This window comes from Enterobacter cloacae complex sp. P2B, from assembly GCF_014895985.1.
Taxonomy (GTDB): Bacteria; Pseudomonadota; Gammaproteobacteria; order Enterobacterales; family Enterobacteriaceae; genus Enterobacter; species Enterobacter bugandensis.
In genome coordinates this window covers 232,906-256,223 of the sequence record NZ_JADBQQ010000010.1, presented here as the reverse complement: position 1 = coordinate 256,223, position 23,318 = coordinate 232,906, and the positions used below count along the sequence as shown (strand labels likewise).

The window sequence follows — 23,318 nt, the reverse complement described above, 5'->3', positions numbered from 1 at the left end:
AGTGGAGGCGCATTATAGGGCGTTATTCTTAAGTGACAAGAGGAAATTCAAAAAAAGTTTCTGACCGTGTTTTTTTTCACCAACAGAGGTGATATCAAGCTACAAATTGTTCTATTTGATGTATCTGCAACCACAATCACATTCGAGGTGGCATAATTAACAGCATGAAACATTAAGGAATAAAAGCGATGCCATTAAGCGCACAACAGCTGGCCGCCCAAAAAAATCTGTCCTATGTGCTGGCAGAAAAGCTGGCGCAGCGGATTTTAGCGGGTAAATATGCCCCGGGGAGCATCCTGCCGGGTGAATTGGAGCTGGGTGAGCAGTTTGGAGTAAGCCGTACCGCGGTTCGCGAGGCGGTGAAAACCCTGACGGCAAAAGGCATGGTGCTTCCACGCCCTCGTATTGGCACGCGCGTGATGCCACAGAATAACTGGAATTTTCTCGATCAGGAGCTGCTCTCCTGGTGGATGACCGAAGACAACTTTCATCAGGTCGTCGATCACTTTCTTGTAATGCGCAGCAGCCTTGAACCTCAGGCATGCCTGCTTGCCGCCACGCTCGGGACAGCAGAGCAGAAAGCGCAGCTTAACGCACTCATGGAAGAGATGGTGTTCCTGAAAAAACACTTCAACCGGGAACGATGGATTGAGGTCGATATGGCCTGGCATGAACATATCTATATGATGAGCGCCAATCCGTTCCTCACTTCCTTTGCTTCGTTATTCCATTCGGTGTACCACACCTACTTTACCTCTATTACACAAGACGAAGTGGTAAAGCTGGATTTGCATCAGGCGATAGTAGATGCCATTCAGGAGAGCGACGGGCAGCGAGCCCTGACTGCATGTCAGGCATTGCTGACCGCACCAACCCACCAGCAGGTAAATAAATGACAGAGAAAAAAGCGCGCAGCATGGCCGGATTGCCGTGGATTGCAGCCATGGCGTTCTTTATGCAGGCACTGGATGCCACCATCCTCAATACGGCGCTTCCCGCCATTGCGCAAAGCCTTAACCGCTCCCCGCTGGCAATGCAGTCCGCCATCATCAGCTACACCCTCACGGTGGCGATGTTGATCCCGGTAAGTGGCTGGCTGGCCGATCGCTTCGGTACCCGCAGAGTTTTCATGCTGGCCGTAACGCTCTTTACGCTCGGTTCACTGGCCTGCGCGCTCTCCACTTCATTAACGGAGCTGGTTATCTTTCGCGTACTGCAGGGAATAGGCGGCGCGATGATGATGCCGGTGGCGCGCCTCGCTTTGCTGCGTGCCTACCCACGCAGCGAACTGCTCCCCGTACTCAACTTTGTCACCATGCCGGGGCTGGTCGGCCCAATACTTGGCCCGGTCCTCGGGGGTGTGCTGGTTACCTGGGCAAGCTGGCACTGGATTTTCCTGATTAATATTCCGATTGGCGTGGCAGGGCTGATCTATGCCCGCAAATATATGCCGAACTTCACCACGCCAAGGCGCAGCTTCGATATGGGCGGCTTTTTCCTGTTTGGACTGAGCCTGGTGCTGTTCTCCAGTGGCATGGAGCTCATTGGCGAGAAGCTCGTTGAAACGTGGCTGGCGCTCGCCGTCATCCTCAGTGGTATTCTGCTGTTCCTTCTTTATATACGCCATGCGCGTCGTCACCCGACACCGCTTATCTCTTTATCTCTCTTTAACACCCGAACCTTTTCCGTCGGGATCGCGGGCAATATTGCCTCACGTCTGGGCACGGGCTGCGTACCGTTCCTGATGCCATTGATGCTGCAGGTGGGGTTCGGCTACCCGGCGCTGATTGCCGGCTGCATGATGGCGCCCACGGCAATGGGTTCCATTCTGGCGAAATCAACGGTCACGCAGGTACTGCGCTGGTTTGGCTATCGTAAAACGCTGGTTGGCGTGACGGTCTTTATCGGTCTGATGATTGCGCAGTTCTCGCTGCAATCCGCGGCGTTACCGGTCTGGATGTTGATCCTGCCGCTGTTTGTGCTGGGAATGGCGATGTCAACGCAGTTCACGTCGATGAACACCATCACCCTTGCGGACCTGACCGACGAGAACGCGAGCAGCGGCAACAGCGTACTGGCGGTGACCCAACAGCTGTCGATCAGCCTCGGGGTAGCCGTGAGCGCGGCGGTGCTGCGGTTTTATGAAGGGTTTGACGGCACGAATACCGTTGAGCAGTTCCACTATACCTTTATCACCATGGGCGCGCTTACCGTGGTGTCGGCGCTGGTCTTTATGTTGTTAAAACCGAAAGATGGCCGGAACCTGATTAAAGAGCGTCACAAAGAGAAAGCTAAACCGAACCGCGTTCCATCAGAACAGGAGTAAGCTGCAAACGTTGCTGTTGCAGCGTGGGCTGCGCCATACGGTGGATCAACACGTCGATGGCCAGCTCACCCAGTTCATCCTTCGGCTGATGGATCGTGGTCAGCGGCGGCGTCATGTAGCGCGCCAGTTCGATATCATCGTAACCGACGATCGCCATATCGTCCGGAACGCGCAATCCCGCCTGATACAGCGCCTGATAGGCACCAAACGCCATCGCATCGTTGCCGATAAACACCGCCTGCGGGCGAGGCTCTTGCGCCAGCAGCGTCTGCATAGCCTCGAAACCGCCGTTAAACTCGAAATCGCCGGTGATGCGATAGCCATCAGGAATGGCAAGCCCTGCCCGCTCCATTGCCGAAAGATAGCCTTCCAGACGCAAGCGCGCCGGGGTTTTATCCAGCGGTCCGGTAATGCAGGCAATGCGGGTATGGCCTTTATCAATCAGGTGCTGCGTCGCCATATCGCCGCCCAGCAGCGAGTTATCCTGAATCAGATCGCTGGTCCCGTCGAACGGCGCCCAGTCCATCATTACCGTTGGAATAGAAGGATAGCGCTGAATGATCTCTTTTGAAGGTTGATGCGTTTCGGTACAGAGCAGCAGCAGCCCGTCGACGCGTTTTTGCATCAGCGTTTCCAGGTTGCGGTTCATGCGCTGCTCGTCGCCTTCGGTATTGCACAGCACCAGACTGTAGCCACGCTCGAAGCAGCTGCGCTCTACGCCACGAACAAGTTCAGAATAGAAAGGATTGGTACTGGCCGTGATCAGCATGCCGATGGTGCGCGTCTGGTTAAGCTTCAGACTGCGCGCCAGCGCCGACGGCGCATAGTTAAGATCTTTTACTGCGGCTTCGACTTTCTCCCGAATCGCCTCGCTGACGAAGCGGTCGTTATTAATAACGTGAGAGACGGTCGAAGTAGAAACGCCCGCCATGCGGGCGACATCTTTCATCGTAGCCAAGCGTTACCCCTGCTGACTTAAGAATTCATCGATCTCTTTACGCCACGGAACAGAAGGCTGTGCGCCTTTGCGCGTCACCGCAATCGCGGCGGCGGCATGCGAAAAGCGGATCGCGTCATCCATCGCTTTTCCTTCCAGCAATGCCGTCACCAGCGCACCGTTGAAGGTGTCTCCAGCGGCGATGGTATCGATGGCTTTGACCTTAAAGCCCGGCACGCGACGGCCTTCGCCATTGACGCTAGCCCACACCCCGCGGCTACCAAGAGTAATGATAACGGTCCCGATGCCTTTTGCATGCAGCACTTTCGCCGCACGCGCGGCATCATTGTCATTTTCAACGCGAATGCCCGTCAGCTTTTCCGCTTCGGTTTCGTTCGGCGTAATGATGTCTACCAGCGCCAGCAGTTCATCTGATAATACACGGGCAGGCGCAGGGTTAAGTACGACAGTGGTATGATTTTCATGCGCAATTTTCGCGGCGGTCAGCACGCTTTCAACCGGAGACTCCAGCTGCATCAGCAGGGCTTCCGCTCCGGCGATGATCCCACGCTGCGCTTCGACGCGTTCAGTCGTTAACGCGGCGTTAGCCCCTGCATGAATACCGATGACATTCTCACCTTCCGCATTGACGAAGATCAGCGCCACACCGGTAGATTCCCCTTCAACAACGCTGACGGGTGCAGTATCGATGTTGTCACTTGCCAGCTGCTTGCGTACGCGCTCGCCGGTATCGTCATCACCCGTACAGGCGATAAACGCGATATTCGCCCCGCTGCGCCCGGCGGCAACTGCCTGGTTTGCGCCCTTACCGCCGAACGCGACCTGATACTGATTGCCGGTGACGGTTTCGCCCGGAGTGGGGAACGTTTCAAGGTTAAGAATGTGATCGGCATTGATACTGCCAAGGACGACGAGGTTGCCTGCGGTTTTCATGTATTGAGGTGTCCATCTGAGAGCGCCACCGGTATTACCCGGTGGCGTATGCCACACTTTTCTTTTATTTGGTGTCCCTCAGGCAGCCAGCGACTGCCTGAATCGCCTTTACTGCTTAATGACCAGCTTCAGGTCAACAGGGTATTTGGCCTGAACTTTTTCGCCCTTCAGCACTTTGTCGGCAGTTTCAACGCCAGTCGCGCCAATCTGCTCAGGCAGCTGAGCGATGGTCGCAGCCAGTTTGCCATCATTTACTGCTTTTTCACCATCCGGCGTGCCGTCAAATCCGACAACCATCACATCTGATTTACCTGCGGTCTGGAGCGCACGCAGCGCACCGAGCGCCATCTCATCGTTCTGTGCAAATACCGCCTGCACATCTGGATGCGCGGTCAGCAGGTTCTGCATGACGTTCAGACCCTTAGTACGGTCGAAGTCTGCCGGCTGGCTGGCCAGCACGTTGAATTTGTGTGCAGCCACGGCCTGCTGGAAGCCTTCACCACGTTCACGGGCCGCGGAAGTACCGGCGATACCCTGCAGTTCGATAACTTTCGCGCCTTCACCGGCTTTCTTCGCGATGTAGTCACCAGCAATTTTACCGCCCAGCACGTTATCAGACGCAATGTGGCTCACAACTTCGCCTTTCGTTGCCTGACGGTCCAGAGTGATCACCGGAATTTTCGCCTGGTTTGCCATCTTCACGGCGTTACCTACGGCATCAGAATCGGTTGGGTTGATCAGCAGAATTTTGGTGCCACGAACGGTTAAGTCCTGAACGTTAGCCAGCTCTTTCGCCGGGTTGTTCTGTGAATCCAGCACCACCAGGTTGTAGCCCAGTTTGTCCGCTTCTTTCTGCGCACCGTCCTTCAGGGAGACGAAGAACGGGTTGTTCAGGGTAGAGACGACCAGCGCGATGGTATCTTTCGCCATGGCGTTAGCACTTACGGTTGCGCTCAGCGCGACAGCGGAAACCAGGGTAGCCAGTTTTTTCATGTTCATATCTAAGATGTCCTGTAGTGTCGTCAGTTACTGTTTTTTGTTGTCTACCAGTACCGCCAGCAAAATCACCACTGCCTTAACGATCATCTGGTAATAGGAGGAAACACCTAACAAATTCAAACCATTATTCAGGAAACCGAGGATCAGTGCGCCGATCAATGTCCCAACAATGCGACCTTTACCGCCCGCAAGGCTCGTACCGCCCAGAACCACCGCCGCGATGGCATCCAGCTCGTACCCCGTCCCCGCCGTTGGCTGTGCGGAAGAGAGGCGCGCCACTTCGATGATGCCCGCCAGAGAGGCCAGCAGGCCGCACAGGGAGTACACGATAATTTTGACTTTATTAACGCTGATACCGGACAGGCGCGTGGCTGCTTCGTTACCACCCAGCGCATAGATATAACGGCCCAGGCGGGTATGGTGCAGCATGTACCACGCCGCCAGGAAGACGATAGCCATGATCCAGACCGGGGTCGGGACACCCAGCGGGCGACCGATACCGAACCAGCCAAACAGATCCGCGTTATCCGTAAACCCGGTATTCACCGGGCTACCGTTGGTGTAAACCATGGTCACACCGCGCAGCAGCAGCATCATCACCAGCGTGGCGATAAACGCCTGAACGCGGCCTTTTGCCACAATCACGCCGGTAACGGCACCAATCGCCGCGCCAGCCGCCAGTGCAGCCGCAACGGCCACCAGCGCGTTGACCTCAATTCCCACAATTGAAGCGGCGATCGCACCGGTGAGCGCCAGCAGGGAACCGACGGACAGATCGATACCCGAGGTCAAAATCACCAGCGTCATGCCGACCGCCATAATGGCGTTCACCGACGTCTGCTGCAGAATGTTGAACAGATTATTGACGGTAAAAAAGTTCGGGCTCATGGTCGAAACAATCGCGATCAGCACCAGCAGGGCAATCAGCGATTTTTGTTCCATCAGCCATGCCTTTGTGAAATAGCGGCGACCAGAAACAGCCTGGGTAGTCATCTTCTTACTCCTGATTCACGCGATTAAGCTTGCCCACAGCGGCAGCCATCAGAACTTCCTGGGTGGCCTGCTCGCGAGTGAATTCACCGCCGAGATGCCCTTCATGCATGACGATAATGCGATCGCTCATGCCTAATACTTCTGGCATCTCGGAAGAGACCAGAATGATGCTCAGACCGTCGCCCTTGAACTGGTTAATCAGCTGATAGATCTCTTTTTTCGCGCCCACGTCCACGCCGCGGGTTGGCTCGTCGAGGATCAGCACCTTCGGGCGCGTCATCAGCCCGCGGGCAATCGCCACTTTCTGCTGATTCCCGCCGGAAAGCAGGCCAATAGCCTGCTCCATCGACGGGGTTTTAACGTTAAAGAGACGGATAAAATCACTGACCGCCTGCTGCTCATCTTTATGCTTCAGGCTGCCGCCGCTGTGGCTGAAATAGCGCAGCGCGGTGAGGGACATATTCTCTTTCACCGACATGCCCAGCACTAAGCCGTCGCGCTTGCGGTCTTCGGAAATATAGACAATGCCGTTCGCCAACCCGTCCTGCGGCGAGCGGGTCACCACTTCATGGCCGTCAAGAGTAACGTAACCGCTGGTGCGCGGCAGTGCGCCGTACAGCACTTTCATCAGCTCGGTACGGCCCGCGCCCATCAGGCCCGCCACGCCCAGGATCTCGCCCTGACGCAGGGTAAAGGTCACATCGTTTACGCCCGGGCCGCAGAGATTATCTACCTTCAGGCGGATCTCGCCCGGCGCTTTGTCCAGATGCGGATATTGGTCTTCGAGCTTACGTCCCACCATCATTTCGATCAGCGTATCTTCGGTCAGCGTCGCCACTTCGCGCTCGGCAATAAACTGGCCGTCGCGGAAGACGGTAACGTCGTCGCAAATTTCGAAGATCTCTTTCATGCGGTGAGAGATATAGACAATGCCGCGCCCCTGCGCTTTCAGTTCGCGGATCACGCGGAACAGGGATTCGGTTTCGGTATCGGTCAGGGCATCGGTCGGTTCATCCATAATGATGACCTTCGACTCGAAGCTCAGCACCTTCGCGATTTCCACCATCTGCTGATCGCCGATGGAGAGGTCGCCCACCAGGCGGTCGCTCTTAAAGCGCAGGTTCAGCTTCGCCAGCAGCTTGTCCGCTTCGGCGTACATGGTTTTCCAGTCGATTTTGCCGAACCGGTTCACGAACTCGCGGCCCAGGAAGATGTTCTCCGCAATGGTCAGCTGCGGGATGAGGTTCAGCTCCTGGTGAATAATGCCGATACCCGCTTCCTGAGAGGATTTCGGGCCGTTAAAGGTGGTTTCTTTACCCAGCCAAACGAGTGAACCGGCATCGCGCTGGTAGATCCCGGTCAGCACTTTCATCATGGTGGATTTGCCGGCACCGTTTTCGCCCACCAGCGCCATCACGCGTCCTGGGTAGACGTTAAGCGCCGCACCTGAGAGGGCTTTTACGCCCGGGAACGACTTATCGATCCCTTTGAGTTGCAGTAATGCGTCCATGATGGCCTCAGAAGGTGACGCCAGCACAGAGAATGATATTCGCATACGGGGAACACTCCCCGCTGCGAATCACCGCCTGACTGTCTGCGGTTTGTTGTTTGAACTGTTCGTGCGTTGTGTAACGAATTTCTATGGTGTTTCCCTGGTGTTGTTGCAGCTGCTCAATATGGCTGAGCAACGTTTCGTGGAGTTGCGTATTATGTTGTTTGATTTCCGCCGCGAGAATGGCCGCCTCAACCTGCATCTCCGCCGTCACCACCTCCAGTACCTGCATAAACGAGGGCACGCCCTGCGTTAACGCCATATCGATACGGGTTGTGCTGCGCGGAACCGGTAAGCCTGCATCGCAAACCACCAGCGTATCGGTATGCCCAAGACGGGAAATAACCGATGAGATTTCTGAGTTGAGAACCGTGCCTTTCTTCATTTTCTTGCTCCACTAGCGAAACGTTTCGCTAAAAACAGTGTAGCCGCATAAATGTTCAGAAAACCATCATGACGTAACGGATTTGTGATCAACGTCGAAACGTTTCGCTAAGTGAAATGGAGGGGGAGGTAAATGCAAAACGGTAACCGTCAGGTTACCGTTTTAGATGTTTGCGCCCTCTCCCTATGGGAGAGGGACGGGGTGAGGGCATCAGGCCGCACGGAGACTTAAATCTCAACCTGCGTCCCCAGCTCAATGACGCGGTTAGGCGGGATCTCAAACTGGTCAGGCGCGCGCAGGGCGTTACGCTGCAGGATCAGATACAGCTTGCCGCGCAGACGCAGGTACCATGGGCGCTTGCCGATGATCAGCGACTCGTGGGACATAAAGAACGACGTCTCCATCATCCGGCAGCTTAACCCTTCCAGACCGCAGCGGTGGAACACCTCTTCCACGTTCGGCGTTTCGCGCCAGCCGTAGCTCGCCACCACGCGCCAGAAGGTCGGGGACAGCTGCTCAATCTGTACGCGGCGCACGTTGTGAACGTACGGCGCATCTTCGGTGCGCAGCGTCAGCAGGATCACGCGCTCGTGCAGCACTTTGTTGTGCTTAAGGTTATGCATCAGCGCAAACGGGATCACATTCAGGGCACGAGACATGTAAACCGCGGTACCCGGCACGCGCACCGGCGGGGATTTCTCAAGCGACGCGATCATTGCCTCCAGAGAATTACCGTGCTCATGCATGCGGCGCAGCAGGCGGAAGCGCTCGCTTTTCCATGTGGTCATGACAATGAACATCAACAGGCCCAGCGTCAGCGGCAGCCAGCCACCGGAGACAATTTTGTCGAGGTTCGCAGAGAAAAGCGGCACGTCAATGCACAGGAAGCCCACCAGAATCATCCCCACGAGGAACTTATTCCAGTGCCAGTTGCGGTACGCCACCGTGGTGGAGAGAAGCGACGTCAGCACCATCGTACCGGTCACGGCAATACCGTAGGCCGCCGCCAGATTACTGGAGTGTTCGAAGCTAACAATCACGATCACAACAGCGAAGTAGAGCAGCCAGTTAACGAACGGGATGTAGATCTGGCCCGACTCCATCTCTGAGGTATGGATGATGCGCATTGGCGAGAGATATCCCAGACGAACGGCCTGACGTGTCAGAGAGAACACCCCGGAAATCACCGCCTGAGACGCAATCACGGTCGCCAGCGTTGCGAGGATCAGCATAGGCACCAGCGCCCAGTCAGGTGCCAGCAGGAAGAATGGGTTCTTAATCGCTTCCGGGTTCTTGAGCAACAGCGCGCCCTGACCGAAGTAGTTCAGCACCAGCGACGGGAGCACCACAATAAACCATGCCACGCGGATAGGCAGCTTCCCGAAATGCCCCATGTCAGCATAGAGCGCCTCCACACCGGTGATGGAGAGCACGACCGCACCCAGCGCCACGAAGGAAACCACTTTGTATTCAAGGAAGAAATGCACCGCCCAGTAAGGGTTCAGCGCATGCAGCACTTCCGGGTTCGCAATAATGCTGCGCAAACCGAGCGCCGCCAGGATCAGGAACCAGGCCAGCATAATCGGCGCAAACAGTTTGCCCACCAGCCCGGTACCGTGTTTCTGAATCATGAACAGCAGCGTCAACACGATGATTGCCAGCGGGACAACCCAGGTATCAAGCTGCGGGGCAATAATCTCCAGCCCTTCAATCGCCGAGAGCACCGAGATAGCCGGTGTTATCACCACTTCCCCGTAGAAGAAGCTGCCACCTATCAGGCCGATAATCACCAGCACAGACGTCATTCTGGCCGAGGTATTGCGACCGGCAAGGGACATCAGGGTCAGGATCCCGCCTTCGCCCGCATTATCTGCACGCATAACGAAGGAGAGATATTTAACGGAAACGACCAGAATCAGCAGCCAGAAGATGAGGGACAGGAAGCCAAACACGGCATCGCGCTCAACACCAAAGCCAAACTGGCCGGACAAACATTCACGAAGCGTATAAAGTGGGCTGGTGCCGATATCACCGTAGACAACCCCGATCGCCGCAAGCGTTATTGCGGGTAATGATTGCTTATTATCAGTGCTCATAGACTAGTCTTTTCGTTTAAATAACAAATGTGTTCCTGTCCCTTGGTCCACAAAAAGCGCACAGTATGCACGATTCATTGCAAAATCGTACCCCTAAATGCAACCGCATTAATGTAGCGCAAAGAAAATTGCGCCGCACTTCAGCCTATTACCAGCCCTGACTGAAACGTCTATACTCGCTTCAATTGGCCGCCACAACGGCGAAAGGATGCAAAACTATTATGGCTCACTCACATTTATTAGCAGAAAGAATTTCCCGCCTCAGCAGCGCGCTGGAGAAAGGCCTTTACGAGCGTAGCCACGCCATTCGCCTTTGCCTGCTGGCGGCATTGAGCGGTGAAAGCGTATTTCTGCTGGGACCGCCGGGCATTGCCAAAAGTTTGATTGCACGCCGCCTAAAGTTCGCTTTCCAGAACGCTCGCGCATTCGAGTATTTGATGACGCGCTTCTCCACGCCAGAAGAAGTTTTCGGCCCGCTTTCTATTCAGGCGCTGAAAGATGAAGGGCGCTATGAGCGTCTGACGGCGGGCTATCTCCCGGAAGCGGAAATCGTCTTTCTTGATGAGATCTGGAAAGCCGGCCCGGCCATTCTGAATACCCTGCTGACGGCAATCAACGAACGCCGCTTCCGTAACGGCGCGAGCGAAGAGAAGATCCCCATGCGCCTGCTGGTGGCCGCGTCAAACGAACTGCCCGAAGCCGACAGCAGCCTGGAAGCGCTGTATGACCGCATGCTGATCCGCCTGTGGCTGGATAAAGTCCAGGATAAATCAAACTTCCGTTCAATGCTGGTGAGCCAGCAGGACGAAAACGAAAACCCGGTCGCGCCTTCACTGCAGGTGACGGACGAGGAGTACCATCAGTGGCAGGACGAGATCGGTAAAATTAAGCTGCCCGACGCCGTCTTTGAGCTGATCTTCATGCTGCGCCAGCAGCTTGATTCCCTGCCTTCCGCCCCGTACGTCTCGGATCGTCGCTGGAAAAAAGCGATCCGTCTGCTCCAGGCCAGCGCGCTGTTCAGCGGTCGCGACGCGGTCGCCCCTATCGATCTGATCCTGCTAAAAGACTGCCTCTGGCACGACGCAGAAGGCATGAACCTGATGCAGCAGCAGCTGGACGTTTTGATGACCGGGCACGCCTGGGGGCAGCAGGCGATGCTCAACCAGCTGGGGGCGATTGCCCAACGGCGCATTCAGCTCCAGCAGCAGCAAAGCGATAAAACCGCGCTAAAAGTGAACCGACTGGGCGGCATGTTCGCCCGCAAACCGCATTACGAGCTACCCGCCGATCTGACCGGCACGACGCTGACACTGCTGCTCCAGCAGCCCCTCAAGCTGCATGATATGCAGGTGGTGCACATTACGATTGAGCGCGAGCCGCTGGCGCAGTGGCTGGATAAGGGCGGGGAGATCCGCGGAAAGCTCAACGGCATCGGTTTCGCGCAGCCGCTGAATATGGAAGTGGACAGCAGCCAGCACCTGGTGATCCGCGACGTGAGCCTTCAGGGATCGCGTCTTGCGCTTCCCGGCACCGCCTCGGACAGCGTGCCGGAAGAGATTAAACAGCAGCTGGAAGCGCTGGATACCGAATGGCATCAGCAGCACACACGCTTCAGCGAGCAGCAAAAATGCCTCTTTATTCATAGCGACTGGCTAGGTCGCATTGAAGCCAGCCTGCAGGACGTCAGCGCGCAGATCAAACAGGCGCGTCAATGCTAACGCTGGACACGCTCAATATGATGCTGGCCGTCAGCGAGGAAGGGTTGATCGAGGAGGTGGTGATTACCCTTCTGGCATCGCCGCAGCTGGCGGCCTTCTTTGAAAAATTCCCGAAGCTCAAAAAAGCGATGACGGACGATCTCCCGCGCTGGCGCGACAATCTGCGGCAGCGGTTTAAGGAGACAGAAGTCCCGCCTGAACTGACGGAGGAAGTCGCGGCCTATCAGCAGTGTCAGCGGCTATCGACGCCACAGTTTATCGTCCAGATCCCGCAAACCCTTACCCTGCTCGATAAAGTCCACTCTCCGTTTGCCAGCCAGGCCAGAACGCTGGTCACAGAAAACGCCACCTTTACCCCGGCGCTGCACACGCTCTTTTTACAGCGCTGGCGCCTGAGCCTGGTCGTCCAGGCTACCACGCTGAACCAACAGCTTCTGGATGAAGAGCGGGAACAGCTGCTCAGCGAAGTCCAGGAACGCATGACGCTGAGTGGCCAGCTCGAAGAGGTGCTGGTAGAAAATGAAAACGCCGCTGGTCGCCTCTGGGATATGAGCGCCGGGCAGCTGCGGCGCGGGGATTATCAACTGATCGTGAAGTACGGCGACTTTCTTACCCAGCAGCCGGAGCTGATGAAGCTCGCGGAACAGCTCGGCCGCTCGCGAGAGGCCAAATCGGTCCCAAAGAAGGATGCCCCGATGGAAACCTTCCGCACCCTTGTACGCGAACCGGCTACCGTGCCGGAGCAGGTCGACGGACTCCAGCAAAGCGATGACATCCTGCGCCTGCTGCCGACCGAGCTAAGCACGCTGGGGATGACCGAACTGGAGTATGAGTTTTACCGGCGGCTGGTGGAAAAACAGCTTCTCACCTATCGGCTGCACGGCGAAGCCTGGCGAGAGAAGCTCAGCCAGCGCCCGGTCGTGCATCAGGACTTTGATGAGCAGCCGCGCGGGCCGTTTATTGTCTGCGTGGATACGTCCGGCTCAATGGGCGGCTTTAACGAGCAGTGTGCGAAGGCGTTCTGTCTGGCGCTGATGCGCGTGGCGCTCGCTGACCGCCGTCGCTGCTTTATCATGCTCTTCTCCAGCGAAGTCGTGGGCTACGAGCTGACGAACCAGCAGGGCATTGAGCAGGCCATCCGCTTTTTAAGCCAGCGTTTTCGCGGCGGCACCGATCTGGCCAGCTGTTTTCGCAGCATTGTAGAACGGATGCAGGGCGGCGACTGGTACGACGCTGACGCGGTGGTGATTTCCGATTTCATTGCCCAGCGGCTGCCGGAAGATGTGGTAAATAAAGTGAAGGAGCTGCAGCGCGTGCACCAGCACCGTTTTCATGCCGTGGCGATGTCCGCACATGGAAAACCCGGCATCATGCGCATCTTCGATCATATCTGGCGCTTTGATACCGGGTTGCGTAGCCGCCTGCTCAGACGCTGGCGGCGTTAATTAAAGAAGAGAATCGACGCTTTCACGTACCTGCTGCGGCCAGACCCCACACTGCACCTGACCAATGTGAGACAGTTGCAGCAGCAGCATGGTCAGACGGGACTGCCCGATACCGCCGCCGATGGTCTGCGGCATTTCACCGCGCAGCAGCGCCTGATGCCACTCTAATTTAAGGCGATCTTCATCACCAGTCACCGCCAGCTGGCGCTTCAGCGCCTCTGCATCCACGCGGATCCCCATCGAAGAGAGCTCAAACGCATCTTCCAGAACCGGGTTCCAGACCAGAATATCGCCGTTCAGACCGGCATATTCGCTTTCGCCCGCGGTGCTCCAGTCATCATAATCCGGCGCACGAACGTCGTGCCGTTTGCCATCAGACAGTTTGCCGCCGATGCCAATCAGAAATACCGCGCCCAGTTCTTTGGCGATCGCCCGCTCGCGGCCTTTGGCATCCAGATCCGGGAAGCGGCTCAGCAGTTCCTGGCTGTGGACAAAGTGGATCGTATCCGGCAGGAACGGTACCAGACCAAACTCTTTGCTCACGGCCGCTTCGGTCGCTTTGATCCCCGCGTAGATCGCCTCAACGGTTGATTTCAGCGTACCGACATGACGCTCGCCGTCACCCATCACGCGCTCCCAGTCCCACTGGTCAACGTAGACAGAGTGAATAGGGGAGAGGCGGTCTTCATCGGGGCGAAGGGCTTTCATGTGCGTGTAAAGCCCTTCGCCCGCGCTGAAGTCGTGTTGTCCCAGGGTTTGACGCTTCCACTTCGCCAGGGAATGCACCACTTCGAACTGTGCATCTGGCAGTGTTTTCACTTTTACCTGTACCGCTTTTTCGCAACCAGACAGGTTATCCTGCGTCCCGTCACCCACGCGGCTCAGAATCGGCGCCTGAACTTCAATAAGACCAAGCTTCTCTTCAAGCTGGCGGGAAAAATGGGATTTTACGAAACTGATCTGGCGTTGTTTTGCGATGTAAGCGGTTTTCATTATTTATACTCCTGCGTCCTGTTGATAATGATTAAGCAACAGAACCGACACTTAATTCAATAACCCATCAACAAAAAGCCAACTTCACTTTTGATTCGTTAAAATAAGACGCTAGAATAGACGTATTCATTAATCTTCATAAGAAAAAGCTATGGAAAATTATCAGATCGACAATCTGGACCGCGGCATCCTTGAGGCCTTAATGGCCAATGCCCGTACAGCCTACGCCGAACTGGCGAAACAGTTTGGCGTCAGCCCGGGAACCATTCACGTTCGCGTAGAGAAGATGAAGCAGGCAGGGATCATTACCGGTGCGCGCATCGACGTCAGCCCGAAGCAGCTGGGTTACGACGTCTGCTGCTTCATCGGCATTATTCTTAAAAGCGCAAAAGATTACCCCTCCGCGCTGGCAAAGCTGAACGCGCTCGATGAAGTCACCGAGGCGTACTACACCACCGGGCACTACAGCATCTTTATTAAGGTGATGTGCCGCTCCATCGATGCCCTCCAGCAGGTACTTATCAACAAGATCCAAACAATCGATGAAATTCAGTCCACCGAGACACTGATCTCCCTGCAAAACCCGATCATGCGTACCATCCGCCCGTGATCGGGCAAATTCATTCCCACATTTTCCACAGGTAGATCCCAGCTCGTTCACAGCGTACAATGATCCCCTCTTTATCTGAGCGAGCGATCAATGGCGGACATTACCCTTATCAGCGGCAGCACTCTTGGCGGTGCGGAATACGTAGCGGAACATCTGGCTGAAAAGCTGGAAGATGCAGGCTTTTCTACACAAACGCTGCACGGGCCGCTGCTTGAAGATCTCCCGGCTGACGGGGTCTGGCTGCTGATCACCTCCACGCACGGCGCGGGCGATCTGCCGGATAACCTGCAACCTTTATATGACGAACTGCTGGAACAGCAGCCCGACCTGTCAAACGTCCGTTTTGGCGCAGTGGGGATCGGCAGTCGTGAATATGACACCTTTTGCGGGGCAATAGAGAAGGTCGAAGCCGCTGTTACCGCTTGCGGAGCAAAACAGCTGGGTGAAACGCTCAAGATCAACATCCTCGATCATGACATTCCGGAAGATCCAGCCGAGATCTGGCTCGCGGAATGGAAAAATTTACTCAAAAACGATTAAAGATCGCGCGAACAGATGTGGATAACTCTGGTTAAAAGCTCGTATTAACCCGTAGTTATCCAAATAACAACCCTAGCGTCGTTTTTGGCCTGTGCATAAAGTCGCGATCTGATCCCAGCTTATACGGTCCTGGATCACCGATCATTCACAGCAAACGATCCTTCCTAACTGCATGATCTTATTTGCAGGATCGGACTTATCCACACGTGTCCGCGATCCTAATAAGAGATCACAATAGAACAGATTTCTAAATAAAAAGATCTTCTTTTTAATAGCCCAGGATCCCAATGCTTTCTCGAAAGACTAAAGTTGAGTAGAATCCACGGCCCGGGCTTCAATCCATTTTCATACCGCTTTACGCGAGGCAGACCACCATGTTTTATCAGGATCCTTTTGACGTCATCATCATTGGCGGGGGTCATGCAGGCACTGAGGCCGCAATGGCCGCAGCGCGAATGGGTCAGCAGACCCTGCTTTTGACACACAATATCGACACGCTGGGACAAATGTCCTGTAATCCGGCGATTGGCGGCATTGGGAAAGGACACCTGGTAAAAGAAGTGGATGCACTTGGCGGCCTGATGGCGAAAGCGATCGATCATGCGGGCATTCAGTTTAGGATACTAAACGCGAGTAAAGGCCCTGCTGTTCGCGCCACTCGTGCGCAGGCAGACCGCGTGCTTTACCGCCAGGCCGTGCGCACCGCGCTGGAGAACCAGCCGAACCTGATGATCTTCCAGCAGGCGGTAGAAGATCTTATCGTTGAGAACGATCGCGTCGTGGGCGCCGTGACCCAGATGGGCCTCAAGTTCCGCGCCAAAGCCGTGGTGCTGACGGTCGGGACATTCCTGGACGGCAAAATCCATATTGGTCTGGACAACTACAGCGGTGGCCGTGCTGGCGATCCGCCGTCCATTCCGCTGTCTCGTCGTCTGCGTGAACTGCCGCTGCGCGTCAGCCGTCTGAAAACCGGCACGCCGCCGCGTATCGATGCGCGCACCATTGATTTCAGCGTACTGGCCCAACAGCACGGCGATAACCCGATGCCGGTCTTCTCGTTCATGGGCAACGCGGCGCAACACCCGCAGCAGGTACCGTGCTACATCACGCATACCAACGAAAAAACCCATGACGTGATCCGCAATAACCTCGATCGCAGCCCAATGTACGCTGGCGTGATCGAAGGGATCGGCCCACGTTATTGCCCGTCGATCGAAGACAAAGTGATGCGCTTTGCCGATCGTAACCAGCATCAGATCTTCCTGGAGCCGGAAGGGCTGACCTCGAACGAAATTTACCCGAACGGCATCTCCACCAGCCTGCCCTTCGACGTGCAGATGCAAATTGTTCGCTCAATGCAGGGGATGGAGAATGCGAAAATCGTTCGCCCTGGCTACGCTATTGAGTACGATTTCTTCGACCCGCGTGACCTGAAGCCGACGCTGGAGAGCAAATTCATCCACGGTCTGTTTTTCGCGGGGCAGATCAACGGCACCACCGGCTACGAAGAAGCCGCAGCGCAGGGGTTGCTTGCCGGTCTGAACGCTGCCCGCTTCTCTGCCGAGAAAGAGGGCTGGGCGCCGTCGCGTTCTCAGGCCTATCTGGGCGTTTTGGTCGACGATCTCTGCACGCTGGGCACCAAAGAACCGTACCGTATGTTTACCTCTCGCGCGGAATATCGTCTGATGCTGCGCGAGGACAACGCCGACCTGCGTCTAACCGAGATAGGCCGCGAGCTGGGTCTGGTGGATGACGAACGCTGGGCGCGCTTCAACGAGAAGCTGGAACGTATTGAACAGGAACGTCAGCGCCTGAAAACCACGTGGGTAAACCCACAGGCGGAAACCGCTGCCGAAGTGAACGCTCACTTAACAGCGCCGCTATCGCGTGAAGCCAGCGGCGAAGATCTGCTGCGTCGTCCTGAAGTCACCTACGAGAATCTGGTCAAACTGACCGCGTTCGCACCGGGCCTTGAAGACGCTGAAGCTGCCGAGCAGGTCGAAATTCAGGTGAAGTACGAAGGCTACATCGCGCGTCAGCAGGATGAGATCGAAAAACAGCAGCGCAACGAAAACACGCTGCTGCCGGAAATGCTGGACTACCGTCAGGTGACGGGCCTTTCCAACGAAGTGATCGCTAAGCTGAACGATCACAAACCGGTATCGATTGGCCAGGCCTCCCGTATCTCGGGCGTTACGCCGGCGGCGATTTCGATCCTGCTGGTGTGGCTGAAAAAGCAGGGCATGCTGCGCCGTAGCGCGTAATTGACATTGCTTTTGGCGGGTAGCGCTTCGCTGACCCGCCCTACTTATTCGTAGGCCCGGTAAGCGGCAGCGCCACCGGGCAAAAAAACTCTCAACAGGTATTCACCGTGCTCAACAAACTCTCTCGTCTGCTGGATCAGGCAGGTATTTCGCTCACCGATCACCAGAAAAACCAGCTGGTGGCGTATGTCGATATGCTGAACAAATGGAATAAAGCGTACAACCTGACGTCTGTGCGCGATCCCAACGAGATGCTGGTTCGCCATATTCTCGATAGTATCGTGGTGGCGCCGTACCTGAAAGGTGAACGTTTTATCGACGTGGGGACGGGGCCGGGTTTGCCGGGCGTTCCGCTGTCGATTGTCCGACCCGAGAGCCATTTCACGCTGCTGGACAGCCTGGGCAAGCGCGTGCGCTTTTTACGCCAGGTTCAGCATGAACTGAAGCTCGATAACATCACGCCCGTACAGAGCAGGGTAGAGGAGTTTCCGGCAGAGCCGCCGTTTGACGGCGTTATCAGCCGTGCGTTTGCTTCGCTCAATGACATGGTGAGCTGGTGTAAGCATCTGCCGGCAGAAGATGGCCGTTTTTATGCGCTGAAAGGACAGCTGCCCGGTGATGAAATTGAACAGCTTCCGGACGGTTTTAGCGTTGAAACCATCGAGAAATTAAACGTTCCGCAGCTCGACGGTGAACGTCATCTGGTGATAATTAAGCCAAACAATTTTTAAAAAAATAATAAAAAATGTGGAATTTGTGCTGTTCTGAGTATGTTAAAAAACAGCACAACTAACCGGGATTAACCAGAGAGCGTTTAACCGCTTTTTTACCAGGGATTTTCTTGCGGTTAACCTCAAGTCGATTATTCATCGCGAAGATAGTCAACTATGAAAATATCAGCCTGCTAAAAGTGGAAGGCTGTAACCAGAACGCAATGTTAATTATTTATTAAGAATGTCAATAAAAGGTTTTTATTGTGTACGGGGCTGTTTTGAAAATAGTTGCGATATTTTGTGTTTAATTTCAGAAAGATAATACTGGGCGATTTACGGCTTTGATAAATACAACCTTATCGCAAATGTGTGTTTTGTGATCTCGTGCACGCTTTGTAGTCAACGTTTTCGCGCTGTTTGCAGTTTTGCTCGAAGGTCGGTGCTTTCTACGAAAGTTAAAAAATAGCGCTGGGGAAAAATATTTAAACATTTATTCACCTTTTCGCTACTTAATGTTTGAAATCACGGGTACGCACCGTATAATTTGTCCGCTTTTTGATGCTTGACTCTGAGCCTTAAAGGACGTTTTATACGACACGCGGCATACCTCGAAGGGAGCAGGAGTAAAAACGTGATGTCTGTGTCGCTCTTGAGTAGAAACGTTGCTCGTAAGCTTCTGTTCATTCAGTTTCTGGCTGTGATAGCAAGTGGACTGCTGTTTAGCCTCAAAGACCCCTTCTGGGGCATCTCCGCCGTGTGCGGGGGTTTGGCGGTCGTGCTGCCAAACGTGTTGTTTATGATTTTTGCCTGGCGTCATCAGGCGCATACACCCGCCAAAGGCCGCGTGGCCTGGTCCTTCGCCCTCGGCGAAGTGTGTAAGGTGTTGCTGACCTTTGCTCTACTGGTGATGGCGCTGGCGGTTTTGAAAGTGGTATTCATGCCGCTGATAGCAACGTGGGTTTTGGTGCTGGTGGTACAAGTTCTGGCTCCAGCTGTAATCAATAACAAAGGGTAAAAGGCATCATGGCTTCAGAAAATATGACGCCGCAGGATTACATAGGTCACCATCTGAATAACCTTCAGCTGGACCTGCGTACATTCTCGCTGGTGGATCCACATAACCCCCCGGCCACCTTCTGGACGATCAACATCGACTCCATGTTCTTCTCGGTGGTTTTGGGTCTTCTGTTCCTGGCCATGTTCCGCAGCGTTGCTAAAAAAGCGACCAGCGGTGTTCCAGGGAAATTCCAGACGTTCGTTGAGATGATCATCGGCTTCGTCCATGGCAGCGTGAAAGACATGTACCATGGTAAGAGCAAGCTGATTGCTCCGCTGGCCCTGACCGTGTTCGTTTGGGTCTTCCTGATGAACCTGATGGACCTGCTGCCAATTGACCTGCTGCCGTTCATCGGCGAGCACATCTTCGGCCTGCCTGCGCTGCGTGTTGTACCGTCTGCGGACGTGAACATCACCCTGTCGATGGCGCTGGGCGTGTTTATCCTGATTCTTTTCTACAGCATCAAAATGAAAGGCGTAAGCGGCTTTGTGAAAGAGCTTACCTTGCAGCCGTTCAACCACTGGGCGTTTATTCCGGTCAACCTGATCCTGGAAGGCGTTAGCCTGCTGTCCAAACCTGTTTCACTGGGTCTGCGACTGTTCGGCAACATGTATGCGGGTGAGCTGATTTTCATTCTGATCGCGGGTCTTCTGCCGTGGTGGTCACAGTGGGTTCTGAATGTGCCATGGGCCATTTTCCACATCCTGATCATTACGCTGCAAGCCTTTATCTTCATGGTTCTGACGATCGTCTATCTGTCGATGGCGTCTGAAGAGCACTGATTTTTTACCAACACTACTACGTTTTAATTGAAACAAACTGGAGACTGTCATGGAAAACCTGAATATGGATCTGCTGTACATGGCTGCCGCTGTGATGATGGGTCTGGCGGCTATCGGTGCTGCGATCGGTATCGGCATCCTCGGAGGTAAATTCCTGGAAGGCGCAGCGCGTCAACCTGATCTGATTCCTCTGCTGCGTACTCAGTTCTTTATCGTTATGGGTCTGGTGGATGCTATCCCAATGATCGCTGTAGGTCTGGGTCTGTACGTGATGTTTGCTGTCGCGTAGTAGTTGTTTTAAAACCCCAAGCCACAGAAATTTAAGAGGTATTGTGCTGTGAACATGAACGCAACAATCCTCGGCCAGGCCATCGCGTTTATTCTCTTTGTCTGGTTCTGCATGAAGTATGTATGGCCGCCTTTAATGGCTGCCATCGAAAAACGTCAGAAAGAAATTGCTGACGGTCTGGCTTCCGCAGAACGCGCTAAGAAAGATTTGGACCTTGCACAGGCCAACGCGACAGACCAGCTGAAAAAAGCGAAAGCTGAAGCTCAGGTAATCATTGAACAGGCTAACAAGCGCCGTTCTCAGATCCTGGACGAAGCCAAAGCTGAAGCAGAACAGGAACGTACTAAGATCGTGACACAGGCTCAGGCTGAAATTGAAGCTGAGCGTAAACGTGCTCGTGAAGAACTGCGTAAGCAGGTTGCGATTCTGGCTGTTGCTGGCGCCGAGAAGATCATCGAACGTTCCGTGGATGAAGCTGCTAACAGCGACATCGTGGACAAACTTGTCGCTGAACTGTAAGGAGGGAGGGGCTGATGTCTGAATTTGTTACGGTAGCTCGCCCCTACGCCAAAGCAGCTTTTGACTTTGCTGTCGAACACCAAAATGTCGATCGCTGGCAGAATATGCTGGCGTTTGCCGCTGAGGTGACGAAAAACGAACAAATGGCCGAGTTGCTTTCCGGTGCGTTAGCGCCTGAAACCCTCGCCGCGTCGTTTATCGCCGTGTGCGGAGAGCAACTGGATGCCAACGGCCAGAACCTAATTAAGGTCATGGCAGAAAATGGTCGTCTCCGTGTGCTCCCGGATGTTCTCGAGCAGTTTGAGCACTTACGTGCCCTTAGTGAAGCAACTGCAGAAGTCGAAGTGACTTCCGCGACTGAACTGAGTGACGAACAGCTTGCGAAAATCACCGCCGCGATGGAAAAACGTCTGTCACGCAAAGTTAAGCTGAATTGCAAAATCGATAAGTCTGTAATGGCAGGCGTAATCATCCGCTCGGGTGATATGGTCATTGATGGCAGCGTACGCGGCCGTCTTGAGCGCCTTGCAGACGTCTTGCAGTCTTAAGGGGACTGGAGCATGCAACTGAATTCCACCGAAATCAGCGAACTGATCAAGCAGCGCATTGCTCAGTTCAATGTTGTGAGTGAAGCTCACAACGAAGGTACTATTGTTTCTGTAAGTGACGGTGTTATCCGCATCCACGGCCTGGCCGATTGTATGCAGGGTGAGATGATTTCCCTGCCGGGTAACCGTTACGCTATCGCACTGAACCTGGAGCGCGACTCCGTAGGTGCAGTTGTGATGGGTCCATACGCTGACCTCGCCGAAGGCATGAAGGTTAAGTGTACTGGCCGTATTCTGGAAGTGCCGGTTGGCCGTGGCCTGCTGGGTCGCGTTGTTAACACCCTGGGTGCGCCAATCGACGGTAAAGGTCCGGTTGAGCACGATGGCTTCTCCCCAATCGAAGTTATCGCACCAGGCGTTATCGACCGTCAGTCCGTTGATCAGCCAGTGCAGACTGGTTATAAGTCCGTTGACGCCATGATCCCAATCGGTCGTGGTCAGCGTGAACTGATCATCGGTGACCGTCAGACCGGTAAAACCGCGATGGCAATCGACGCCATCATCAACCAGCGTGACTCCGGCATCAAATGTGTGTACGTGGCTATCGGCCAGAAAGCGTCCACCATTTCTAACGTGGTTCGTAAACTGGAAGAGCACGGCGCACTGTCTAACACCATCGTTGTGGTAGCAACCGCGTCTGAATCTGCTGCACTGCAATACCTGGCGCCATACGCCGGTTGCGCAATGGGCGAATACTTCCGTGACCGCGGTGAAGATGCGCTGATCGTATACGATGACCTGTCTAAACAGGCTGTTGCTTATCGTCAGGTTTCCCTGCTGCTCCGTCGTCCACCAGGACGTGAAGCATTCCCGGGCGACGTATTCTACCTCCACTCTCGTCTGCTGGAGCGTGCTTCCCGCGTTAACGCGGAATACGTCGAGAACTTCACCAAAGGTGAAGTGAAGGGCAAAACAGGTTCTCTGACCGCGCTGCCGATCATTGAAACCCAGGCGGGTGACGTTTCTGCGTTTGTTCCGACCAACGTAATCTCCATTACCGATGGTCAGATCTTCCTGGAAACCAACCTGTTTAACTCCGGTATTCGTCCGGCGGTTAACCCGGGTATCTCCGTATCCCGTGTGGGTGGTGCTGCTCAGACCAAGATCATCAAGAAACTGTCCGGTGGTATCCGTACCGCGCTGGCACAGTATCGTGAACTGGCTGCGTTCTCTCAGTTCGCATCCGATCTGGACGAAGCAACCCGTAAACAGCTGAGCCACGGTCAGAAAGTGACCGAGCTGCTGAAGCAGAAACAGTACGCTCCAATGTCTGTTGCTCAGCAGGGCCTGGTACTGTTCGCGGCTGAACGCGGTTACCTCGAAGATGTGGAACTGGCGAAAATCGGTAGCTTTGAAGCCGCTCTGCTGGCTTACGTCGACCGTGATCACGCTCCGCTGATGCAAGAGATCAACCAGACCGGTGGCTATAACGACGAAATCGAAGGCAAGCTGAAAGCTATCCTCGATTCCTTCAAAGCAACCCAATCCTGGTAATCGTCCGGCGGCTTGTCTCAGGGCAAGCCGCCTGGCATTGAGGA

At 54.8% G+C, this 23,318-nt stretch carries 22 protein-coding genes; 14 read left to right on the top strand and 8 right to left on the bottom strand.

What is annotated here, in order from left to right; translation table 11 throughout:
- Positions 1-188 precede the first annotated feature (188 nt).
- Together IM313_RS10105 and mdtD are read left to right on the top strand one after the other, a co-directional pair.
- A complete protein-coding gene (locus IM313_RS10105; RefSeq protein WP_028014903.1) occupies positions 189-896 on the top strand; it encodes a FadR/GntR family transcriptional regulator in 708 nt (235 codons plus the stop codon).
- Positions 893-2,326 (top strand): multidrug transporter subunit MdtD, encoded by a 1,434-nt coding sequence (gene mdtD, locus IM313_RS10100; protein WP_028014904.1) that lies wholly within the window; start codon positions 893-895, stop codon positions 2,324-2,326. Before IM313_RS10105 ends, mdtD begins: the two co-directional genes overlap by 4 nt.
- Here mdtD and rbsR read toward each other — a convergent pair.
- The 7 genes from rbsR to kup all read right to left on the bottom strand — a co-directional run bounded on the left by rbsR (position 2,292) and on the right by kup (position 10,242).
- Positions 2,292-3,284, bottom strand: coding sequence for a ribose operon transcriptional repressor RbsR (gene rbsR, locus IM313_RS10095; protein ID WP_028014905.1), 993 nt, complete (start codon positions 3,282-3,284; stop codon positions 2,292-2,294). The two genes, mdtD and rbsR, sit on opposite strands and share 35 nt — an antisense overlap.
- A gap of 3 nt (positions 3,285-3,287) precedes the next feature.
- Positions 3,288-4,217 carry a ribokinase gene (rbsK, locus tag IM313_RS10090; RefSeq protein WP_192971866.1) on the bottom strand — a complete coding sequence of 310 codons (930 nt, stop codon included), beginning with the start codon at positions 4,215-4,217 and terminating at the stop codon, positions 3,288-3,290.
- Positions 4,218-4,325: 108 nt separating this feature from the next.
- Positions 4,326-5,216, bottom strand: a complete 891-nt coding sequence (gene rbsB, locus IM313_RS10085; protein WP_010426610.1) for a ribose ABC transporter substrate-binding protein RbsB — start codon at positions 5,214-5,216, stop codon at positions 4,326-4,328.
- A 27-nt stretch (positions 5,217-5,243) separates the two neighbouring features.
- Complete coding sequence (gene rbsC / locus IM313_RS10080) at positions 5,244-6,209, bottom strand: ribose ABC transporter permease (protein ID WP_006808742.1); 966 nt, start codon at positions 6,207-6,209, stop codon at positions 5,244-5,246.
- A gap of 4 nt (positions 6,210-6,213) precedes the next feature.
- Complete coding sequence (gene rbsA, locus IM313_RS10075; RefSeq protein WP_028014908.1) at positions 6,214-7,719, bottom strand: ribose ABC transporter ATP-binding protein RbsA; 1,506 nt, start codon at positions 7,717-7,719, stop codon at positions 6,214-6,216.
- Between the two features lie 7 nt (positions 7,720-7,726).
- Complete coding sequence (gene rbsD / locus IM313_RS10070; protein ID WP_192971865.1) at positions 7,727-8,146, bottom strand: D-ribose pyranase; 420 nt, start codon at positions 8,144-8,146, stop codon at positions 7,727-7,729.
- 227 nt (positions 8,147-8,373) lie between these two features.
- Entirely contained in the window at positions 8,374-10,242 is a 1,869-nt protein-coding gene (kup, locus tag IM313_RS10065; RefSeq protein WP_192971864.1) for a low affinity potassium transporter Kup, read from the bottom strand.
- Between the two features lie 221 nt (positions 10,243-10,463).
- On the opposite strand from kup, the gene ravA reads away from it, so the two are divergent.
- Positions 10,464-11,960, top strand: coding sequence for an ATPase RavA (gene ravA, locus IM313_RS10060; protein WP_045631286.1), 1,497 nt, complete (start codon positions 10,464-10,466; stop codon positions 11,958-11,960).
- Positions 11,954-13,405, top strand: coding sequence for an ATPase RavA stimulator ViaA (gene viaA, locus IM313_RS10055; protein ID WP_041911751.1), 1,452 nt, complete (start codon positions 11,954-11,956; stop codon positions 13,403-13,405). The genes ravA and viaA overlap by 7 nt, the downstream gene beginning before the upstream one ends.
- Here viaA and asnA read toward each other — a convergent pair whose 3' ends face one another.
- Complete coding sequence (asnA, locus tag IM313_RS10050; RefSeq protein WP_041911750.1) at positions 13,406-14,398, bottom strand: aspartate--ammonia ligase; 993 nt, start codon at positions 14,396-14,398, stop codon at positions 13,406-13,408.
- Between the two features lie 151 nt (positions 14,399-14,549).
- On the opposite strand from asnA, the gene asnC reads away from it, so the two are divergent.
- The 10 genes from asnC to atpA all read left to right on the top strand — a co-directional run bounded on the left by asnC (position 14,550) and on the right by atpA (position 23,274).
- Positions 14,550-15,008 carry a transcriptional regulator AsnC gene (gene asnC, locus IM313_RS10045; RefSeq protein WP_008500198.1) on the top strand — a complete coding sequence of 153 codons (459 nt, stop codon included), beginning with the start codon at positions 14,550-14,552 and terminating at the stop codon, positions 15,006-15,008.
- A 90-nt stretch (positions 15,009-15,098) separates the two neighbouring features.
- A complete protein-coding gene (gene mioC, locus IM313_RS10040; RefSeq protein WP_041911749.1) occupies positions 15,099-15,548 on the top strand; it encodes an FMN-binding protein MioC in 450 nt (149 codons plus the stop codon).
- Positions 15,549-15,922: 374 nt separating this feature from the next.
- Entirely contained in the window at positions 15,923-17,812 is a 1,890-nt protein-coding gene (gene mnmG, locus IM313_RS10035; protein WP_080329734.1) for a tRNA uridine-5-carboxymethylaminomethyl(34) synthesis enzyme MnmG, read from the top strand.
- A 107-nt stretch (positions 17,813-17,919) separates the two neighbouring features.
- Positions 17,920-18,543 carry a 16S rRNA (guanine(527)-N(7))-methyltransferase RsmG gene (gene rsmG, locus IM313_RS10030; protein ID WP_049001577.1) on the top strand — a complete coding sequence of 208 codons (624 nt, stop codon included), beginning with the start codon at positions 17,920-17,922 and terminating at the stop codon, positions 18,541-18,543.
- Positions 18,544-19,159: 616 nt separating this feature from the next.
- On the top strand, positions 19,160-19,540 hold the full coding sequence (atpI, locus tag IM313_RS10025; RefSeq protein ID WP_008500194.1) for a F0F1 ATP synthase subunit I: 381 nt from the start codon (positions 19,160-19,162) through the stop codon (positions 19,538-19,540).
- 8 nt (positions 19,541-19,548) lie between these two features.
- Positions 19,549-20,364, top strand: coding sequence for a F0F1 ATP synthase subunit A (gene atpB / locus IM313_RS10020; RefSeq protein ID WP_028014916.1), 816 nt, complete (start codon positions 19,549-19,551; stop codon positions 20,362-20,364).
- Between the two features lie 49 nt (positions 20,365-20,413).
- Positions 20,414-20,653, top strand: a complete 240-nt coding sequence (gene atpE, locus IM313_RS10015; protein ID WP_000429386.1) for a F0F1 ATP synthase subunit C — start codon at positions 20,414-20,416, stop codon at positions 20,651-20,653.
- A 48-nt stretch (positions 20,654-20,701) separates the two neighbouring features.
- A complete protein-coding gene (gene atpF, locus IM313_RS10010) occupies positions 20,702-21,172 on the top strand; it encodes a F0F1 ATP synthase subunit B (RefSeq protein WP_003862370.1) in 471 nt (156 codons plus the stop codon).
- Positions 21,173-21,186: 14 nt separating this feature from the next.
- Positions 21,187-21,720 (top strand): F0F1 ATP synthase subunit delta, encoded by a 534-nt coding sequence (gene atpH / locus IM313_RS10005; protein WP_003862369.1) that lies wholly within the window; start codon positions 21,187-21,189, stop codon positions 21,718-21,720.
- Between the two features lie 12 nt (positions 21,721-21,732).
- Positions 21,733-23,274: a F0F1 ATP synthase subunit alpha gene (atpA, locus tag IM313_RS10000; protein WP_003862367.1), complete on the top strand. Its 1,542-nt coding sequence runs from the start codon at positions 21,733-21,735 to the stop codon at positions 23,272-23,274.
- Positions 23,275-23,318 lie beyond the last annotated feature (44 nt).

Coding starts and splice junctions, on each gene's coding strand:
- IM313_RS10105 (WP_028014903.1), top strand. CDS start 189: ATGCCATTAAGCGCACAACAGCTGGCCGCCCAAAAAAATCTGTCCTAT.
- mdtD (WP_028014904.1), top strand. CDS start 893: ATGACAGAGAAAAAAGCGCGCAGCATGGCCGGATTGCCGTGGATTGCA.
- rbsK (WP_192971866.1), bottom strand. CDS start 4,217: ATGAAAACCGCAGGCAACCTCGTCGTCCTTGGCAGTATCAATGCCGAT.
- rbsB (WP_010426610.1), bottom strand. CDS start 5,216: ATGAACATGAAAAAACTGGCTACCCTGGTTTCCGCTGTCGCGCTGAGC.
- rbsC (WP_006808742.1), bottom strand. CDS start 6,209: ATGACTACCCAGGCTGTTTCTGGTCGCCGCTATTTCACAAAGGCATGG.
- rbsA (WP_028014908.1), bottom strand. CDS start 7,719: ATGGACGCATTACTGCAACTCAAAGGGATCGATAAGTCGTTCCCGGGC.
- rbsD (WP_192971865.1), bottom strand. CDS start 8,146: ATGAAGAAAGGCACGGTTCTCAACTCAGAAATCTCATCGGTTATTTCC.
- kup (WP_192971864.1), bottom strand. CDS start 10,242: ATGAGCACTGATAATAAGCAATCATTACCCGCAATAACGCTTGCGGCG.
- ravA (WP_045631286.1), top strand. CDS start 10,464: ATGGCTCACTCACATTTATTAGCAGAAAGAATTTCCCGCCTCAGCAGC.
- viaA (WP_041911751.1), top strand. CDS start 11,954: ATGCTAACGCTGGACACGCTCAATATGATGCTGGCCGTCAGCGAGGAA.
- asnA (WP_041911750.1), bottom strand. CDS start 14,398: ATGAAAACCGCTTACATCGCAAAACAACGCCAGATCAGTTTCGTAAAA.
- asnC (WP_008500198.1), top strand. CDS start 14,550: ATGGAAAATTATCAGATCGACAATCTGGACCGCGGCATCCTTGAGGCC.
- mioC (WP_041911749.1), top strand. CDS start 15,099: ATGGCGGACATTACCCTTATCAGCGGCAGCACTCTTGGCGGTGCGGAA.
- mnmG (WP_080329734.1), top strand. CDS start 15,923: ATGTTTTATCAGGATCCTTTTGACGTCATCATCATTGGCGGGGGTCAT.
- atpI (WP_008500194.1), top strand. CDS start 19,160: ATGTCTGTGTCGCTCTTGAGTAGAAACGTTGCTCGTAAGCTTCTGTTC.
- atpB (WP_028014916.1), top strand. CDS start 19,549: ATGGCTTCAGAAAATATGACGCCGCAGGATTACATAGGTCACCATCTG.
- atpE (WP_000429386.1), top strand. CDS start 20,414: ATGGAAAACCTGAATATGGATCTGCTGTACATGGCTGCCGCTGTGATG.
- atpH (WP_003862369.1), top strand. CDS start 21,187: ATGTCTGAATTTGTTACGGTAGCTCGCCCCTACGCCAAAGCAGCTTTT.
- atpA (WP_003862367.1), top strand. CDS start 21,733: ATGCAACTGAATTCCACCGAAATCAGCGAACTGATCAAGCAGCGCATT.